This window comes from Xylanibacillus composti (assembly GCF_018403685.1).
GTDB classification, from domain to species: domain Bacteria; phylum Bacillota; class Bacilli; order Paenibacillales; family K13; genus Xylanibacillus; species Xylanibacillus composti.
Map to the genome: position 1 here is coordinate 33341 of NZ_BOVK01000003.1, position 15448 is coordinate 48788.

The window sequence follows — 15448 nt, forward strand, 5'->3', positions numbered from 1 at the left end:
AGAGTTAGGGAAGCTCCGCCAGTAGCTTTTCCAGCACGGCGATTTCTGACTGCCGGACTTCATCCATGAACTGGGCCATCATATCAATGAGCGACTTGTCTTGGCGGCGCTCATATTTCAGGAACAGCGATCTTGCCATTTCGGTTTTTTGCTTGACCTCTTCATATTGATTGTGGAGCGAGAGATCGGGGAGATAGCCTTGCTCATGCAGGTACGCGAGACGATCGAGCATGATTTTCTTATGTTCCCAGACGACTTGCAGCGGACGGATGTCGTTGCCGATCTCCCCATCGCGCATAAGCTGGAAGTACTCCTGCAAGGAATCGTAGGTGGCGACGCCGAAGTTGGTCGGCTGCTGGAACCTTCCGGAAGGGTTGATGAACTGCAGGACATCATCCTGCGGATTTTTGGCCTGCAGGTAATCGCTGATTTGCTTCTTCAGATAGCCGACATTGAATGGGTAGTCGCCGTCGTCGAACTGGAACAGATTAATATAGACTTGCCACCAGAAATAATCATTTCCATTCGCGTATGCTGCGGTAAAATCTTCATAGGACACTTGATAGTCTGAAAAACTGCCATTTTTCAAATAACCTTTCAAATACAACTGCCTTTCGTCGTTGTCATAACCGTGAACGAACACATCATGCGTGAAATGCGTGGTCTGATAGTGTCTGGAAGCGCTTATATAATATTGATCGACATAGAGAAGGACATAGAAATTCTTGTCAACAGCACGAATGAGGAAGTCAACGATATGTTCGTTCAGGTAGTCCGACAACAAATCTCTGGAAATCTGCTCGCGCACCAGGCCGGGGTAGTAATGGAAGTTGTAAAAATTAAAATAGTCGTAGTTTCGGTATTGGGCAATTTCCTGATAGCAGCGCAACGAGATATAATTATTGTAGAAATGCGAGATGGATTGCGGATAGGCACGAGTTATGGCTAGCGTGTAGGCATGATGCAGGTATGAAATAATAGGCGGTGCGGCGGTCGGCAAAATTTTTCGGCTCATTGACGTCTGGAACCTCCTTGTCGAGTAAGAACATTTCTAATAATCTGAAAATGGCGCGCGGAAAAATTGTAGGATTTTGTCATCCACTATTTTGATTATACAAAGGCGCCACGGGTCCTGCAACAGATTTTCGGCATCAGAGGCGGAGAAGACGTGCCATGAATGTAGTAGAAACGCACTAGGAACGGAGCGCATATGGGTAGCATGGCCCGCATATATAGTGCCATCGCGCCGGTTTCTGTTATATGATACTATCAATATCATCACGGGAGGGATAGACAACGTTGAACTAAAGAATTCGAAATTTGTTCGGCGAACAGCTAAGCCGAATCACGGGAGGGACAATGAAGAGATTTGTCAAGTGGTTTTATCCTGCCCTGGTCATTCTCATGCTGATTGGTCTTGTCAACATGGCGATCAAAAATCGCGAGCAGAGCAGTGATCTGAGAAAGCTGCAGTCATTGCTGGAATCTTACGAGCGAAAAGAATCGAATTACGAGCAGCGACTGGACAACTTGAGAAAAGAGCGGCAGGACAAGATTGACAGTATGGTCGCGGCGTATAAGGACAATGTCGATCTCAAAAGGGACAACAAGCGCCTGTCGAGCACGGTGGAAGAGCTGTATTTCCGCAATATTTCCAACTTGCGGCTGCTGTTCGGCGACGACTTCGATACGAGAGTGAGCCCCGCATTCCATACTCGAATGCAAGACTGGCTGAAGCAGTACATGGACGCTGTAAGCTTCGAAGACGAGGAAAGGCACAGCCAATGGTTTGATTCCGAAGAAATGCGGGCGGAGGATCCCTTCTGGCGAAACAAAAGCAAGCTGACCGGATTTCTGATGGCGGAGCCCGCTTCCGAACAGCGCGTGCAGCAGGTCAAGGAGGAGTTGGGCACAAGCGCAGCTTTGCATGCAGTCGACCTGTTTGCACTTACTAAAGATTATGAAGTGGTTGCAGCTACGTTATATATGAGCCAAAATAGGAACGAAGGGCACATCGTGCGGGTTGAGCAACGACAACTCCACGGAAGCGGAGGGTAGGAGGCAGGAGAAGCGCTCTTGCTTGTCGTGGGTGTTCCATTCGCATACATCAAGGAGGTTACCTATAAGATGGCTTTGATCCAATGCAAGTTTTATTCTGAAGTGTTGAAGTTGAGTACGTCCATGACTGTTATTTTGCCGCAGCAAACCCGCAGCCAAATCGGCATGGAAGGACGCGTCGGCATCGGCGACAGCAAGCATCAGACACTGTACTTGCTGCACGGTTATACCGACGACGACTCCATTTGGACACGCAGAACCTCTATTGAGCGTTATGTGGCGCCGCTAGGTCTGGCAGTGGTGATGCCGAATGTCCACAAGAGCTTCTATACGGATATGAAGTACGGAGACAAGTATTGGACATTCCTGACTGAGGAGCTGCCTATGCTGGCTCGCTCATTCTTCCCGCTCTCGGAGAAGCGAGAGGACAACTTTGTGGCCGGCCTGTCTATGGGAGGCTACGGTGCGTTCAAATGGGCGCTTCGTTGTCCCGACCAAATCTCCGCCGCTGCCAGCTTATCGGGCGCTTTGGATATGGCTGGACATATTCAACGTTCCCCTGTGGAGCCGCCTGAATTTTTCCACTTGATCTATGGCGAAGAGGACATCGCAGGGACACCGGAGGATTTGCTGTGGCTCGTGGAGCAGAGCGGACGAATGAAGGAGAAGCCTGCATTGTATCAATGCTGCGGAACAGAGGATTTCCTGTACGAGGACAATCAGGCGTTTCGCAGAAAATGCGAGGAGTTCGGGTATGGCGCCCTCACGTATCAAGAAGGACCCGGCGGGCATGTCTGGGAATACTGGGATGAGCACATTCAAAATGTGCTGCAATGGCTGCCGCTTCGAAAAGCATAAGAGGCAATGGATCAACCGGGTTGCGAGCTCGGTTGATCTTTTTTTTGCATGCTGTTCTAGTTCCGCTTTGCAGGGGGGTATGCTAAAGAGTGGAAAGGAATGATCGGGTGCCTAGCTAAACAGAAGGGAGATCGCATGCATGATGAAATGGGTAGTAAGATGGAAGTGGCTGGTATTGGCAATTTGGATTATCGCTGCGGCCGGACTGATGCTTTCAGCGCCGAGTATGGCCGACTTGGTTCGGGACAAGGGGCAGATTCAAGTTCCCGAAGGCTACCCTTCTACGGCGGCAGCCGAAATGCTGAAGGAGCTGCATGGCCGTGAGGGAGGGGGCGCGCTTCATTCTACGCTGCTGGTCTTCCATAACGACGCAGGCCTGAACGATGCGGATTTTGCGGAAATGGCCGAAGCGGCAAGGCTGCTGCAGGCCTCGATTGCCGACGGGTCCGGCGTTGTCTCAGTGGTTACGCATCTGATGGAACCGGCACTCACGCCGCAAATGCTGGCCGAGGATGGAAGGACGTCGATCGTGCTGCTCCAGGTAAGTCTGGAGGGCAGGGAGCCTGCTGCCGTGCACGAAGCGCTTGTTGGCATGCTGGAGCACTTAAGGGCGGCCCATTATTTCACTGGCGACTGGATCATTAACGAGGATTTGATTTACAGTGCCCAGGAAGGCTTGAAGAAAACCGAGATCATCACGGTCGTGCTGATTGTCACAATCTTGCTTCTCGTCTTCCGTTCGGTCGCGGCGCCGTTTATTCCGCTCCTGACCGTTGGCTTGAGCTATCTTGCAGCCCAGTCGGTCGTAGCCTTCCTTGTTGATCTGGCGAATTTTCCGTTATCGACGTTTACGCAGATTTTTATGGTGGCCGTCATGTTTGGGATCGGCACCGACTACTGCATCTTGTTGATCAGTCGGTTCAAGGAGGAGCTTGTCCAGCAGGGGGAGTCAACCCAAGCGATACTCGCCACGTATCGTTCTGCCGGGCGCACGGTTCTGGTAGCCGGGCTTGCCGTTTTGGTCGGTTTTACTGCGATCGGATTTTCTGCCTTCACGCTCTACCGCTCAGCAGTTGCCGTAGCAGTCGGCGTAGCCGTGCTGCTGCTGGCGCTCGTCACCTTGGTTCCTTTCTTTATGGCGGTATTGGGCAAGCATGTATTCTGGCCTTCGCGCAGGAAGCTTGAGCACAAGCCAAGCGGGCTGTATCGCGCACTCGGCAGCTTTTCGCTCAAGCGTCCTATCTGGTCGCTGTTGCTATTGGTTGTGCTGCTGGGGCCTTTATTGGCCGGGTACGACAACCGGGTTTCCTTCAACTCCTTGGATGAAATCGGGGAAAGGTATGATTCGGTCAAAGGCTTTAATCTGGTGGCCGAAAGCTTTGGACCGGGAGAGACGCTGCCGTCAACGGTCGTCGTGGAATTTCCTCAATCCTTGCCGTTGCCGGACGGCCTGGCCTATCTTGAGCAGGTGTCGGCTGAGCTTGATGCGGTAGAAGGCGTGAAGGCCGTGCGCAGCGCTTCCAGGCCAACGGGGGTGCCGTTGGATCTGGCGCAGTTGGGCGGGCTTCAGGAAGCCCAAGAGGGACAGCTGCAAGCGATGCTGGCCGCATATTTGTCGCCTGATCAGACGATTGCTTCTTTCGAGGTTGTTTTTGAAGGCGACCCTTATGCGCAGGAAACGATGGATCGGATCCATGATCTTGAAGAAGCCGCGAAGCGGGCGCTGGACGGGACACCGTATGCGGGAGCGGATTTGGCGGTTGGCGGCGTGACGAGCACGAATCGGGACCTGCGGGATATCTCGTCTGCCGATTATTCGCGCACCGTGGTTCTGATGATTGCCGGCATTGCGCTGATCTTGATCGTGTTGTTCCGATCGCTTGTCATTCCGCTGTATGTGCTGGCTTCCTTAATTGTGACGTTCTTCGCTTCCATGGCTGTTACGGAGCTGATCTTCGTCGACGTATTGAACTATGTCGGAACGAGCTGGTCCGTTTCCTTCTTCGGCTTTGTAATGCTGATGGCATTGGGCGTGGATTACAGCATCTTTCTGATGGATCGCTTCAAGGAATACCGAAGCCTTCCTCCGAGAACAGCGATTATGCAAGCGATGGAGAGGATGGGCGCCGTCATCATATCGGCGGCGGCGATTTTGGCGGGGACGTTCGCTGCGATGCTCCCCTCGGGCGTCATGTCGCTCTTGCAAATCGCCACGATCATCATTAGCGGCTTGGCGATCTATGCCTTCGTCATGCTGCCGCTCTTCATCCCGGTCATGGTCCGGTTGTTCGGCCGCGCCAATTGGTGGCCATTCATGCCGAAATTCGAGGCTGGCAGAGAGCCATAAATCGAAAGAAGCCGCCCCATATCGTGGGGGCGGCTTTTATTGATCGTGCGATGTGGCGCGTTCCCAGGCAGCCAGTATCGCCAAGGCCTCTTCATTCGATTGCCCGCATATCTCCTCCGAGGCTTGAAATGCGGAACAGATGAGGGGCCGTTCGGGCAAGCCGAACAGTCGGCACTTATTGTCCTCAGTCAGTTGAATGCAGCGCACGCCTGCCGGCTTGCCATTCGGCATGCCGGGAATAGGCGAGGAAATGGAGATGGCGATACAACAGGCGGCACAGCCAATCCGGCATTCCATCGGCAACCCCTCCCATGGGTAGCGAGAATGCCTTTTATTTTACCCCAGGATGCCCATTTGCTCAATATGCTGCTTCGTCTCTGCAGTGCCAAGCTCATGGAGCTTCGCGAATACTTGTCTCATGGAAGTATCGTACCCGTCATTCGGTCCGTCGTAGTGGTAAGGAATGCCTGGAATTGGCGCCCGGAAGAACGATTCAAAATCATAATCCTTCTGCACTTCCATAAGCTCTCCCAATTGGGCAGCCTCCTTGGGAGTAGCCTCGATTTCGAATTCATATGCGGCATCTCCCTGATTCTCAAGGATGGTGGCGGCTTGAACGGAAACATAATATGTGCGTTTATCCACGCGAATCCCCCTTTAGCGCAATAATAATAAAATGAGAATCGCCGACCCGATGGCAACCAAAATCGGTGTAGCGATATAGGCCCAGAAGATGGGATTATTGCGAACCATGTGCTTGACCTGTTCCGGTTCCGTCCCTTTATCCAATTCCCTCCGCTTTTGCTTCTGAATCATGACCACCGATATGACCCAGGCGAGGCCAATGATGCCGGCGACGATCCACATGGACATGCTCAAGGTTTCAAACATAAGATTTGGCTCCATTCGTATTAGAATTGCTGTTCTCATTGTGTGCAAAACGAATGGTTTCATACCTAAGCCAGGACAAAAAAAGCCCGTCGCTCCGATAAAGGAACGAAGGGCATGCCTTGAAGCGGCCAGCAAGTCAGCGATAGGGAACGTGGACTAACGCTGCCGCGCCAATCAAACCTACATCCTGCTGCAGGGCGGCGGGCACGATTTGTGTCATTCGCCCGGTCGGATTAAGGGCGAGCGTGGACACATACTGGCGAACAGCCTTGAACAGCGGTTCGCCGACTTGGGACACGCCGCCGCCGATCACGATCATTTGCGGGTCCAAGGTATTGATCAGGGAAACACAGCCCATGCCAGTGTAAGTGAACACCTGTTCAATCAGCTTCTTCAGCTCGGCATGTCCTTGATCGGCGCTGGCGAACGCTTCCTGTGTCGATGTTGGGCGGCCCAAGATTTCGCTGGCTTTTCTAGCTATGGCTGTCCCGGAACCTACCCATTCCCAGCAGCCTTTCTGACCGCATACGCAAGTGCCTTGAGAAGGGTCGATCACAATATGTCCCGCATCGCCGGCATTGCCGGATGCCCCTGTCAACAGCTTGCCATTCATGAAGATGCCGGCGCCAATGCCGGTGCTGATCGTCACATAGACGAAATTCGCACACCCTTTGGCAGCGCCGATCCAATGCTCGGCCAGCGTGGCAGCGGTTGCATCATTCTCCATAACGATCGACAGATTCAGATGCTTCTTAAGCTCTGCCACCAGAGCGAAATCTCGCCAGTTAGGCAAGTTGGGCGGACAAGTAATGCGTCCTCCCGCAGGGTCGAGCGGACCGGGCGCGCCAATGCCAATACCGAGCATATGCTCCTGTTCCAAACGGTTCGCGGCCATTAATCGCTTGATTGCTTCGGCAATGCGCGAGACCATGTCCTCCGGGGAGATGGATAAGTCTGTAGGGAGCGACTCCCGCGTAATCACCCGTCCTTCGCCATCCACAATGCCGATGGCGACCTTGGTGCCGCCTATATCGATCCCGATTGCATAACTCATGATGAACGCCTCCATAATGAATTTCCTATTCTTTATCACAGTAGCAGACCAAAATCGGGAATGCAACGAGATGTGCCGGCCGCTTGATGGGAACATGCTGCTTCTGCCCCAGGTGCCTGGAAGATGAGCGGACGACATCGTGTAAAAAAACGCAAAACGGATAAGCTAATGACGGGTTATTCTGAGGAAAGGGTGCATGGCATGGCGAATGAGCTGTTGTTCCACTTTTCGGATCGAAGCGGTGCCGAGCTGGCTTTCGATACGCTGCAGGAGCTGGGGTACAAGCCAAAGCTGTCCGCTGACCGAAAATATGTGCAAATACATTTGGAGTCTGATGACCTGACTTCGGCTTTGGAGATTTCGCAAGCGTCCGGCGGGACATTGGTGGAGGAGCCTGCCGGGCAGCAGCATGCTGTTTTTCAGCAGGCTTATCCGATACAGGAAGGATACGAGGAAGGGCTTGCAGCGCGAGAAGATACGGCTGAAACGCTTCGACTGCCTGCCCATCTGGTGACCGAGGATTTCCCCGAATTTTATATGCAGCCTGAGTCCGAAACCTAATAACGGCATCCCAAAAAACCGGAAAGCTGACCAGCTCCGGTTTTTTTGCTGTTTGCTCCGGTCATCAGCACCTGACTAGGAAGTGGAAGACGCCGCTTTTTCCAGGGCGGCTTGCTCGGCGGCATGCATGCCGGCCGTATAGCCGGTTGCGAAAGCTGCTGTAATGTTGTATCCACCCGTGTAGCCGTGGACGTCAAGGATTTCGCCGCAGAAGTACAAGCCGCTCATCAGCTTGGAGCCCATCGTTTTCGGATGGATTTCCTTCAGATGCACGCCCCCGCCCGTTACAAAAGCCTCTTCAATCGACAAGGTTCCGTCTATCGCAATCGGGAAAGCTTTCACAAGCGCCGTCAAGTCCTGCCAAGGCTGCTTCGGCAGATGATCGCAGGTTATGGCGCCATCCAGCTTCGCACGATCGAGCAGCAAGGGGACAAGACGATCAGGCAGCCATACCTTCAGCATATTGCGAAGCAGTTTGCGCGGCTCGTTCTTCCAGGCTCGCTGCCACTCTATAGACAGCTCCTCCTTGGAGAAAGGAGGGAACAGATCAATCGTCAGTTGAACCGGTTTGCCGCCGGCCTTTTTTTGCTCCTTCACAACGAACTGGCTGCAGCGCAGGGCTGCCGGTCCCGACAGGCCGAAATGGGTAAACAGCATGTCGCCTTCATGGCTGATCGCGAGTTTGCCCTTCTCATTCCATACTGACAACGTCACATTGCGCAAGGACAAGCCCTGCAGCTCCCGGTTGCGGATAAAAGCCTCACTGGACCGCAATGGCACTTCTGTCGGGTACAGCTCTGTGATCGTATGTCCGGCTGCCTCCGCCCAAGCGAAGCCGTCCCCGGTGCTTCCCGTGTGCGGCACCGACTTGCCGCCAGTAGCGATAATGACACAGCGGCTGTGCAGGATTTCTCCCGAATTGAGACGGACCCCCGCCGTATGCCCGTACTCATACAGCACTTCCTTAACCGGAGCATGCGTATAAATCTCCACGCCAAGCGCTGTGACTTTCCGTATGAGCGCGTCCACGACGGTCTTGGCCTTGTCGCTGACCGGGAACATCCGGCCGTTGTCTTCCTCTTTCAGCCGAATTCCCAGCTGCTCGAAGAAAGCGATAATATCCCGGTTGCTGAAGTGGCTGAAGGCGCTGTAAAGGAAGCGCCCGTTGCCGGGAATGTTCCGGATGAGCTCGTCCAGTTCCTTGGCATTCGTGACATTGCATCGCCCGCCGCCCGAAATGCCCAGCTTTCGTCCAAGCTTGTCTCCTTTGTCCACCAGCGCGACAGATGCGCCGCGCTCCCCTGCAGCCACCGCGGCCATCAGTCCGGAAGGGCCGCCGCCAATAATGATGATATCGTGCTGCATCTTCACTCTGCTTTCCCTTCACCTTGAAATTTTCTCTAATTGTAGCACACTTTATTTTAGCAGGAGAAATAGGAGCGGGGATGGAACACGGTTTCTTTTTTGATTAAAGCTATGGCGCTCGGCCACATCAGGCAGCCTTGTCCCCGTTAACCCGCAGTGCTGGGGGAGAAAAAGCTTCATGCCCACTCACCCGCAGCGCTGCCAGTCCGCAAACTTCACTTTTTCTTTTTGCCCGTGCTTTTCCTGGAATGGGTCTTGCCCTTGGTCTTGCCAGCCGGCACAGCGCTTGGGAGAAAAAGCACCTCGCCGGGATGGATGACATCCGTCTCTTGAATTTGGTCGTTCGCCTGCAGCAAATTGGCCCTTGTCACATTGAACTTTTCCGCGATGCTGTAGAGAGAATCGCCGTACTGCACTACGTAGAACCGCCCGTACAGTTTCTGCAAACCGGCTGCTGTCGGGATCCGCACTTTACTCACCTCCTCTTTACCTTATGGGCTTTCGTCACAAGCGGGCACGGCACATGCCTATGCGCTATAATGAAAGCAGAAATGAACGTTAAAGGGGGACTTGTGATGAACGGAGCTGTCTTCCAGTTGGGACCGCTTGCGATTAACGGCCAGCTGCTGGCGCTGCTGCTTGCTTTTCTTGGCTTCTATCTGGGGCTGCGGCTTTGGCTGCGAAGTGCGGAGGAGGAAGAGGCCAAGCAGATTGACGAATGGACGTGGAATGCAGGAGCGGGAGCCATAATCATATGGAAGTTTGGAGAACTGCTGCTTCAGCCTGCCATACTGGCCAATGGATTGACAGCGCTGATCATGCCCGGCAGCCAGAGAAGCGCATGGCTTGCATTGGGCTGGGTAGTTATTTACCTGTTATGGAAATGGAGGAGGAGCAGGATCTCGGCAGTGCTGCAGGCATTGGATGCTTGGCTCTTTGCCGCAGTCATCGGCATGGCCGTTTACGCCGGATGGAGCATGGAGCTCGGCCGACCGACAAATGCCCCCATAGGCTGGGAACCCGCTGGATTAAGCACTGGCTATCATCCCATATTTTTATATCAAGTTGTGTTTGGCTTAGCCATGGCCGGCGTGCTGTTCAGGTGGAGAGGACGAAGTAGGGGAGAGGTGTTTGGATGGGGGATGGCAGCGGCGGGAGCGGGAAGCATGATTATCTCGTTCTTTGCCATCCAAGGAAGCGCCCATGCCGTTTTCGTTGGCTTGTCCTATGCACAGTGGAAGTTTGCCGGGATGATGCTCGGGGGACTGTTCTGGATCAGGATAGCCCTGCCCGCATTGAAGCATAATAAATCGGGAAAGGAGATGATTGTCATGTCGAACAACCAGTCCAATAATTCCAAGGCTCAACAGGAGCATGAGAGGGAAAACAAAGAACAGCGCGATTTCACGATGGGCGTGGACAAAAAGCTCTCCGGCCCGAACCGGCCTGCAGAATAATGAACCCTGAGTAAGAATGGGGAAGAAGGCCGCCCGTTTCAGCTTGGGCGGTTCCCTTCATCTTGGCCAAGGAAAAATGGCATCATTCATCATAGTATCGGAATAGCTACAGCAAGGGGGCGAGCGCAGCATGGATTTGGAAAAATGGATGCAGCACAAAAAAGAGGCAGAGGATCGGCTGGCTTCGCTTGGCGATGAAGCGCTCGATCCGTACGAGATCAATTTTCGCCCGGAATTTGAGCAGGGGCGAGGACCGAAAAAAGCATTTATGAATGAATTCGGTGTAGTCATCGGCGACCATGAATACGAATCGGAGCATTCCCCTCTCCAGCAGTGGTCGAAGGAAACCGATCCCTCCATCATGTCGGGCGACCAGTGGGTACATGCCTACAAGGACATCGGCTTTCAGACTGAAGAGAACCGGGACTATTTTGAAAAGGGAATTGTTCCCCAGGGCGGCATGTTTATGCATCCGGACAAAGATGTGGCCTATGAGAGCAATCTGGAGCATTATGACGGGGAGCCGCAGCAGGAGGATGAGCACAATCTCAAGGGGGATCGTCCCAAGAAATAAGCCTGTACTGCAGCATCCGCTATGCATTGCTTTCGCTCCTGAGACATGTATAATAGACTCAAAGAACGATTCTCATGAGGGAGGGAAAGCAAATGTTTCAATCATTTGATATGTATATGAAGGATATGGTTCAACCGATGAGGGATGAACTGACCAATCTGGGCATCAAGGAATTGTTGACCCCCGAGGAAGTGGAAGAGGCGCTGACACAATCCAAGGGCACAGCGCTTGTTGTTGTGAATTCCGTATGCGGATGCGCAGCCGGCCAATGCCGCCCGGGCGTTGCCAAAGCGCTGCAGCATGACACCGTACCGGATCACCTGTTCACGGTATTCGCCGGACAGGAGAAGGAAGCGACAGCCAAGGCCCGCGAATACTTTGCGCCATACCCTCCGTCATCGCCTTCTATCGCCTTGATGAAGGATGGGGAATTGGTGCATTTCATCGAGCGGCACCAAATCGAAGACCGCTCCGCTGACGCGATTGCTGCGGAACTGACAGCTGCTTTCGATCAGCACTGCAAGTAAAACGAGCTTGAAGGGGAAGAAGGCCTGGCGGCAGGGCACTGTGGCGGATAAGCTTAAAACGCGATGAGTAGCCCTGAGCAGGCTTCGGCCATGTATAAGCGCTGGTACTCCGATTAGGAGGATCAGCGCTTTTTGTCATGTCCGCTCAGTTGGCAGTCACTCGCTTGCTCCGCAGCGCCGATTCCGAAGCTCAGCCATACGAGCTAGTCTTGTTATCTCGTTCGTCGTCCCCTGTTGTAGTTAGAACAGAGCTCTTCGCTATCCCCGTAACTCAGCCAGAGGTTAGTGCGGTCCCCGGCTGTTCGCTATCCCCGTAACTCAGCCAGGGGTAAGTGAGGTCCCGAGCTCTTCGCTATCCCCGTAACTCAGCCAGAGGTTAGTGCGGTCCCCAGCTGTTCGCTATCCCCGTAACTCAGCTATTCTGAATTTACGCATGCCAGCGACTAACACTATCCCTTCTACGCAGCTACTGTGCGCATTCATCCATCATGCATATTGCTGCCCCAACCCCGTGGCTCAGAAGCAAGAGAGCCGGATGTTTCGTTTCCTTGCTCGAATATTATATCGAACTGATAGGCTCTCTCTGAGTAAGCAGGCATCTCTTGTGCAAGCAAGTGTGAGTGTGTCCAAGCTGAGCGAAGGGGATAGCCAACAAAAGGAGGTAAAAGATTACCCAAGCTGCCGACGATGACGCCAAAATCCCCGAACTCGAAGGACTTCAAGGAATTTTAGAAGAATGAACCAGCTTCACCCTTCCTTATGGGCAGGGCAATATTTGCGCATATGCGCGATTGTCTCCTCGTCGCGAGGAGCCGAGCGCTTCTGCAGCGCTTGCTCGACTTCGCATCGGCGCTCAGGCTTCCAATTTTGGCCGAATTTGAATTTGGCGGTCAGCGAGTCGATTGTGATTTTGACAACTGCCGTGCCTTTCAGCTGCGGGACATAGTCAGGGTCGCTTACAGAAATGGGGGCATAGCCGCCTTCCTTTTGCAGTTTGTTCATCAGCGCGCCGAAGACCGATGCTTTTTCCTCCACATCCTCTATAAGAGATGCATGGCCGCGGATCAATACCGATTTGAAAAATGCTGTAGCCGGACATGCCAGCTTGGGATCGCTAAAGTAGGAGGGGATCAAGGCGTATTCGTCTGCGACGGCGAATGATACTTTCTCGTTTGCGCGAAGGTCATGGATCTTTTGGCCAATGCGGCTGCCATGGAAGTAAATGTGGCCGTTATGGTAGACGAAATTGAGGGGAACGAGATAGGGCCAGCCGTCCTCGCCGTGCAGGCCCAGGATGCCGTAAGTCCTTTCTGCCAGAAATTCATTTACTTCGTGTTCATTCTTTTGTTCGAAGTCTTTTCTTCTCATGTGCATCGCCTCCGCGTTATTTTGATACATAGAATACGGGATAGATTGACATGAAAAAAGATCCAATCTACATTATTTTTAGTAGACCAATTAGATTCAAACGCTGGGACATCGTGAATGAGGGAGGGGATGCGATGGATTTTGTCATTCATTATCACCGTCATCGGGAAAAAGCGAAATCCGAGACGGAGGCGGTCTATCAAGCGATTCGCGAAGCGATTATTCAAGGGACATTGAAGCGCGGGGTCCGTCTGCCTTCAACGCGGGAATTGGCGGTCGGCTTGGGGCTATCGCGGGGGACGGTGAACCTTGTTTATGAGATGCTTGCCGCTGAAGGCTATGTCGAGGCCGCCGTCGGACGCGGCACATTCGTGGCTTATGACGTGGGGAAGTCGGTTTTCCCGGCAAGCGGCACCCATGCAGATGTGCCGCTGTCGGAATGGGGCAGACGTATGACCGAAGCTGCACCTCTCGCTCAGAGGGAAATCATGGCCAATACGGCATATGAAGGCGCAGATGCCAGTACGGAGCATGAAGCGGGAAAAAGTATGATTTCGTTCACGCTGCAAGGACCGGATATCAGCATGTTTCCGATGACGGAATGGAAGCGGGTGATGTATGCACAGGTGCGGGAGGTATACGGGCCCGGCCAAGCAGACGGCTGCGAGGCGGCCGGTTACCTGCCGCTGCGGGAGGCTATTGCGCGCATGCTTGGACGCGCCAGAGGCATACAGGCAGACGCGCAGGATATTGCGATTGTGCATGGCTCCATGCAGGCGATCTTTCTGCTTGCGCAGCTTCTCCTGCAGTCTAGCGACCGTGCCATTGTAGAAGAACCGGGATATGGGGGGATCTACCGAGCTGTAAGGTCAACTGGGGCGGACATGGTTGCTGCGCCGGTAGATGAACAAGGCTTGGTGCCGAAGGACTGGGAAGCGAAGCTTCTGTTTGTTACAGCGGGTCGGCAGTTTCCAACGGGTGCGGTGCTGTCTATGGCGAGAAGGCAGCAGTTGCTTCGCTGGGCATCGCGCACACGCGCCTTTATTGTAGAGGATGATTATGACAGTGAATTCCGCTATAGGGGCAAGCCTGTCGAGCCGTTGAAGGCATTGGATACGGAAGGAAGAGTCGTCTACATTGGCAGCTTTTCGAAATCGATGCCTGCGGCTTTGCGTATAGGCTACGCGGTGCTGCCTCCAGGGCTGCGCCGGCCATTCGTGCAGGCGCAGCGGCTTGCGGAGCCCCATGCTTCGGGGTTGGCGGAGCAGCGGGCGCTTGCCGCCTTTCTTAATGAGGGGAGCTATGAGAAGCATCTGAGAAGAATGAAACGGATTTATGCGCGCAGACGCGAGCTGCTTCGCATGGAGTTGAACGACAGGCTCTCACAGCGCTTCAAGCTGTTCCCCGCCGATGCCGGCCTGCATCTGTTCGCCCGGTGGAACGGAAATGCGGATGAATATAAGCGGGTTCTCGCTGCCTGCAGACAGGCGGGAGTGGAATGGACGGACGGAGCCGCCTATTATGTGACTGCCGGTCATCCGCCCGCTGCCTGCTTCGGCTTTGCGCATCTGCATGAAGAGCAAATCAGTCGGGGAGTGCAGCGAATCCAGCAGGTGCTGAATCGGATGGAATTACTCGATTAGCTCTTGGGGAAAAGAATTCGCTGCGTGCGCTCCATAATTTGCTCGGCACGTCGATTGCCCGCCAGCTTGCGTACGGCATCGTAGCCGCTGGACAGATTCGGCTTGCGCCGCACGTTGTGCGCGTCTGTGGCCAATACATGAACATAGTCGTTGGCCAGCAGCCATTCGGCGAACCGCCGCACTTCCTCGCCGTTATTGCCGTTCAGGCTGTCTGCCGTCACCTGTGTCCACATACCGGCCTGAATCAACTGCTCAACAAGCTCGGGCTGTCTGCGGAAGAATACGTGGCGTTCCGGGTGGGGAACAATTGGGCGGGTGTTGCGACGTAAAAACCACTTGACCACTTCAAGGGTCTCCGGATTAAAGTCAGACCATCGCTGCTCCAGCAGCACATAGTTTTGAGCAGGATCCAGGTAGGAGAACTGGTCGGATTTTGCCTGATCGTAAATGAAAGCCTTGGATTCCAAGCGCACTTCGTTGCCGGGATGAATCGTCACGGCGATACCCTGGCGGTCCAGTTCCTGTTGCAGCTCCCGGACCTTGCGCTGCACACGCGCTGCCGTATTGCGGTAGGCCAATGTAAAATGGGGAGTCGCGACAATGTGGCGAATGCCGTCTTCAAAGGCGATTCGGGCCATCTCGACGGATTCCCGCATATCACCCGCTCCGTCATCCAAATCGCTCAAAATATGGCAGTGTATGTCTATCATCGGCGTCTCTCTCTCCTCTCTTTAGCCCATACGAT

Annotated in this window: 17 protein-coding genes; 8 read left to right on the forward strand and 9 right to left on the reverse strand. The window is 53.8% G+C overall.

The annotated features are described in order from the left end of the window. Window positions 1–4 precede the first annotated feature (4 nt). Window positions 5–1015, reverse strand: coding sequence for a cysteine peptidase family C39 domain-containing protein (locus XYCOK13_RS00890; RefSeq protein ID WP_213409958.1), 1011 nt, complete (start codon window positions 1013–1015; stop codon window positions 5–7). A 344-nt stretch (window positions 1016–1359) separates the two neighbouring features. Here XYCOK13_RS00890 and XYCOK13_RS00895 point away from each other — a divergent pair, with 344 nt between their 5' ends. The 3 genes from XYCOK13_RS00895 (at window position 1360) to XYCOK13_RS00905 (ending at window position 5263) form a co-directional block, all read left to right on the forward strand. After that, window positions 1360–2058 (forward strand): hypothetical protein, encoded by a 699-nt coding sequence (locus XYCOK13_RS00895; protein WP_213409959.1) that lies wholly within the window; start codon window positions 1360–1362, stop codon window positions 2056–2058. Window positions 2059–2127: 69 nt separating this feature from the next. Beyond that, window positions 2128–2916 carry an alpha/beta hydrolase gene (locus tag XYCOK13_RS00900; RefSeq protein WP_213409960.1) on the forward strand — a complete coding sequence of 263 codons (789 nt, stop codon included), beginning with the start codon at window positions 2128–2130 and terminating at the stop codon, window positions 2914–2916. Window positions 2917–3058: 142 nt separating this feature from the next. Continuing rightward, window positions 3059–5263 (forward strand): MMPL family transporter, encoded by a 2205-nt coding sequence (locus tag XYCOK13_RS00905; protein WP_213410042.1) that lies wholly within the window; start codon window positions 3059–3061, stop codon window positions 5261–5263. 36 nt (window positions 5264–5299) lie between these two features. Here XYCOK13_RS00905 and XYCOK13_RS00910 read toward each other — a convergent pair whose 3' ends face one another. From XYCOK13_RS00910 to XYCOK13_RS00925, 4 genes are all read right to left on the reverse strand, one after another. Then, entirely contained in the window at window positions 5300–5560 is a 261-nt protein-coding gene (locus tag XYCOK13_RS00910; protein WP_213409961.1) for a YkgJ family cysteine cluster protein, read from the reverse strand. A 39-nt stretch (window positions 5561–5599) separates the two neighbouring features. After that, the gene (locus tag XYCOK13_RS00915; RefSeq protein ID WP_213409962.1) at window positions 5600–5908 is read right to left on the reverse strand and encodes a hypothetical protein; all 309 of its coding nucleotides are present in this window, start codon (window positions 5906–5908) and stop codon (window positions 5600–5602) included. A 12-nt stretch (window positions 5909–5920) separates the two neighbouring features. Beyond that, a complete protein-coding gene (locus tag XYCOK13_RS00920; protein ID WP_213409963.1) occupies window positions 5921–6154 on the reverse strand; it encodes a hypothetical protein in 234 nt (77 codons plus the stop codon). A gap of 136 nt (window positions 6155–6290) precedes the next feature. Beyond that, window positions 6291–7208, reverse strand: coding sequence for an ROK family protein (locus tag XYCOK13_RS00925; protein ID WP_213409964.1), 918 nt, complete (start codon window positions 7206–7208; stop codon window positions 6291–6293). A 123-nt stretch (window positions 7209–7331) separates the two neighbouring features. On the opposite strand from XYCOK13_RS00925, the gene XYCOK13_RS00930 reads away from it, so the two are divergent. Further along, window positions 7332–7769, forward strand: a complete 438-nt coding sequence (locus XYCOK13_RS00930) for a hypothetical protein (RefSeq protein WP_213409965.1) — start codon at window positions 7332–7334, stop codon at window positions 7767–7769. Window positions 7770–7844: 75 nt separating this feature from the next. On the opposite strand, the gene XYCOK13_RS00935 is transcribed toward XYCOK13_RS00930, so the two are convergent. Further along, window positions 7845–9134 carry a BaiN/RdsA family NAD(P)/FAD-dependent oxidoreductase gene (locus tag XYCOK13_RS00935; protein WP_213410043.1) on the reverse strand — a complete coding sequence of 430 codons (1290 nt, stop codon included), beginning with the start codon at window positions 9132–9134 and terminating at the stop codon, window positions 7845–7847. Window positions 9135–9349: 215 nt separating this feature from the next. After that, window positions 9350–9604 carry a LysM peptidoglycan-binding domain-containing protein gene (locus XYCOK13_RS00940; RefSeq protein WP_213409966.1) on the reverse strand — a complete coding sequence of 85 codons (255 nt, stop codon included), beginning with the start codon at window positions 9602–9604 and terminating at the stop codon, window positions 9350–9352. A 105-nt stretch (window positions 9605–9709) separates the two neighbouring features. On the opposite strand from XYCOK13_RS00940, the gene XYCOK13_RS00945 reads away from it, so the two are divergent. From XYCOK13_RS00945 to XYCOK13_RS00955, 3 genes are all read left to right on the forward strand, one after another. Further along, window positions 9710–10591, forward strand: coding sequence for a prolipoprotein diacylglyceryl transferase (locus XYCOK13_RS00945; RefSeq protein WP_213409967.1), 882 nt, complete (start codon window positions 9710–9712; stop codon window positions 10589–10591). 130 nt (window positions 10592–10721) lie between these two features. Continuing rightward, complete coding sequence (locus tag XYCOK13_RS00950; protein ID WP_213409968.1) at window positions 10722–11165, forward strand: DUF3905 domain-containing protein; 444 nt, start codon at window positions 10722–10724, stop codon at window positions 11163–11165. A 92-nt stretch (window positions 11166–11257) separates the two neighbouring features. Then, window positions 11258–11692 (forward strand): BrxA/BrxB family bacilliredoxin, encoded by a 435-nt coding sequence (locus tag XYCOK13_RS00955; RefSeq protein WP_213409969.1) that lies wholly within the window; start codon window positions 11258–11260, stop codon window positions 11690–11692. A gap of 747 nt (window positions 11693–12439) precedes the next feature. Here the strand turns inward: XYCOK13_RS00955 and XYCOK13_RS00960 are convergent. Continuing rightward, window positions 12440–13060 (reverse strand): pyridoxamine 5'-phosphate oxidase family protein, encoded by a 621-nt coding sequence (locus XYCOK13_RS00960; protein ID WP_213409970.1) that lies wholly within the window; start codon window positions 13058–13060, stop codon window positions 12440–12442. A gap of 134 nt (window positions 13061–13194) precedes the next feature. Here XYCOK13_RS00960 and pdxR point away from each other — a divergent pair, with 134 nt between their 5' ends. Next, window positions 13195–14703, forward strand: a complete 1509-nt coding sequence (gene pdxR, locus XYCOK13_RS22100; RefSeq protein WP_213409971.1) for a MocR-like pyridoxine biosynthesis transcription factor PdxR — start codon at window positions 13195–13197, stop codon at window positions 14701–14703. Here pdxR and XYCOK13_RS00970 read toward each other — a convergent pair. Beyond that, entirely contained in the window at window positions 14700–15413 is a 714-nt protein-coding gene (locus XYCOK13_RS00970; protein ID WP_213409972.1) for a tyrosine-protein phosphatase, read from the reverse strand. The genes pdxR and XYCOK13_RS00970 overlap by 4 nt on opposite strands. Window positions 15414–15448: the final 35 nt, after the last annotated feature.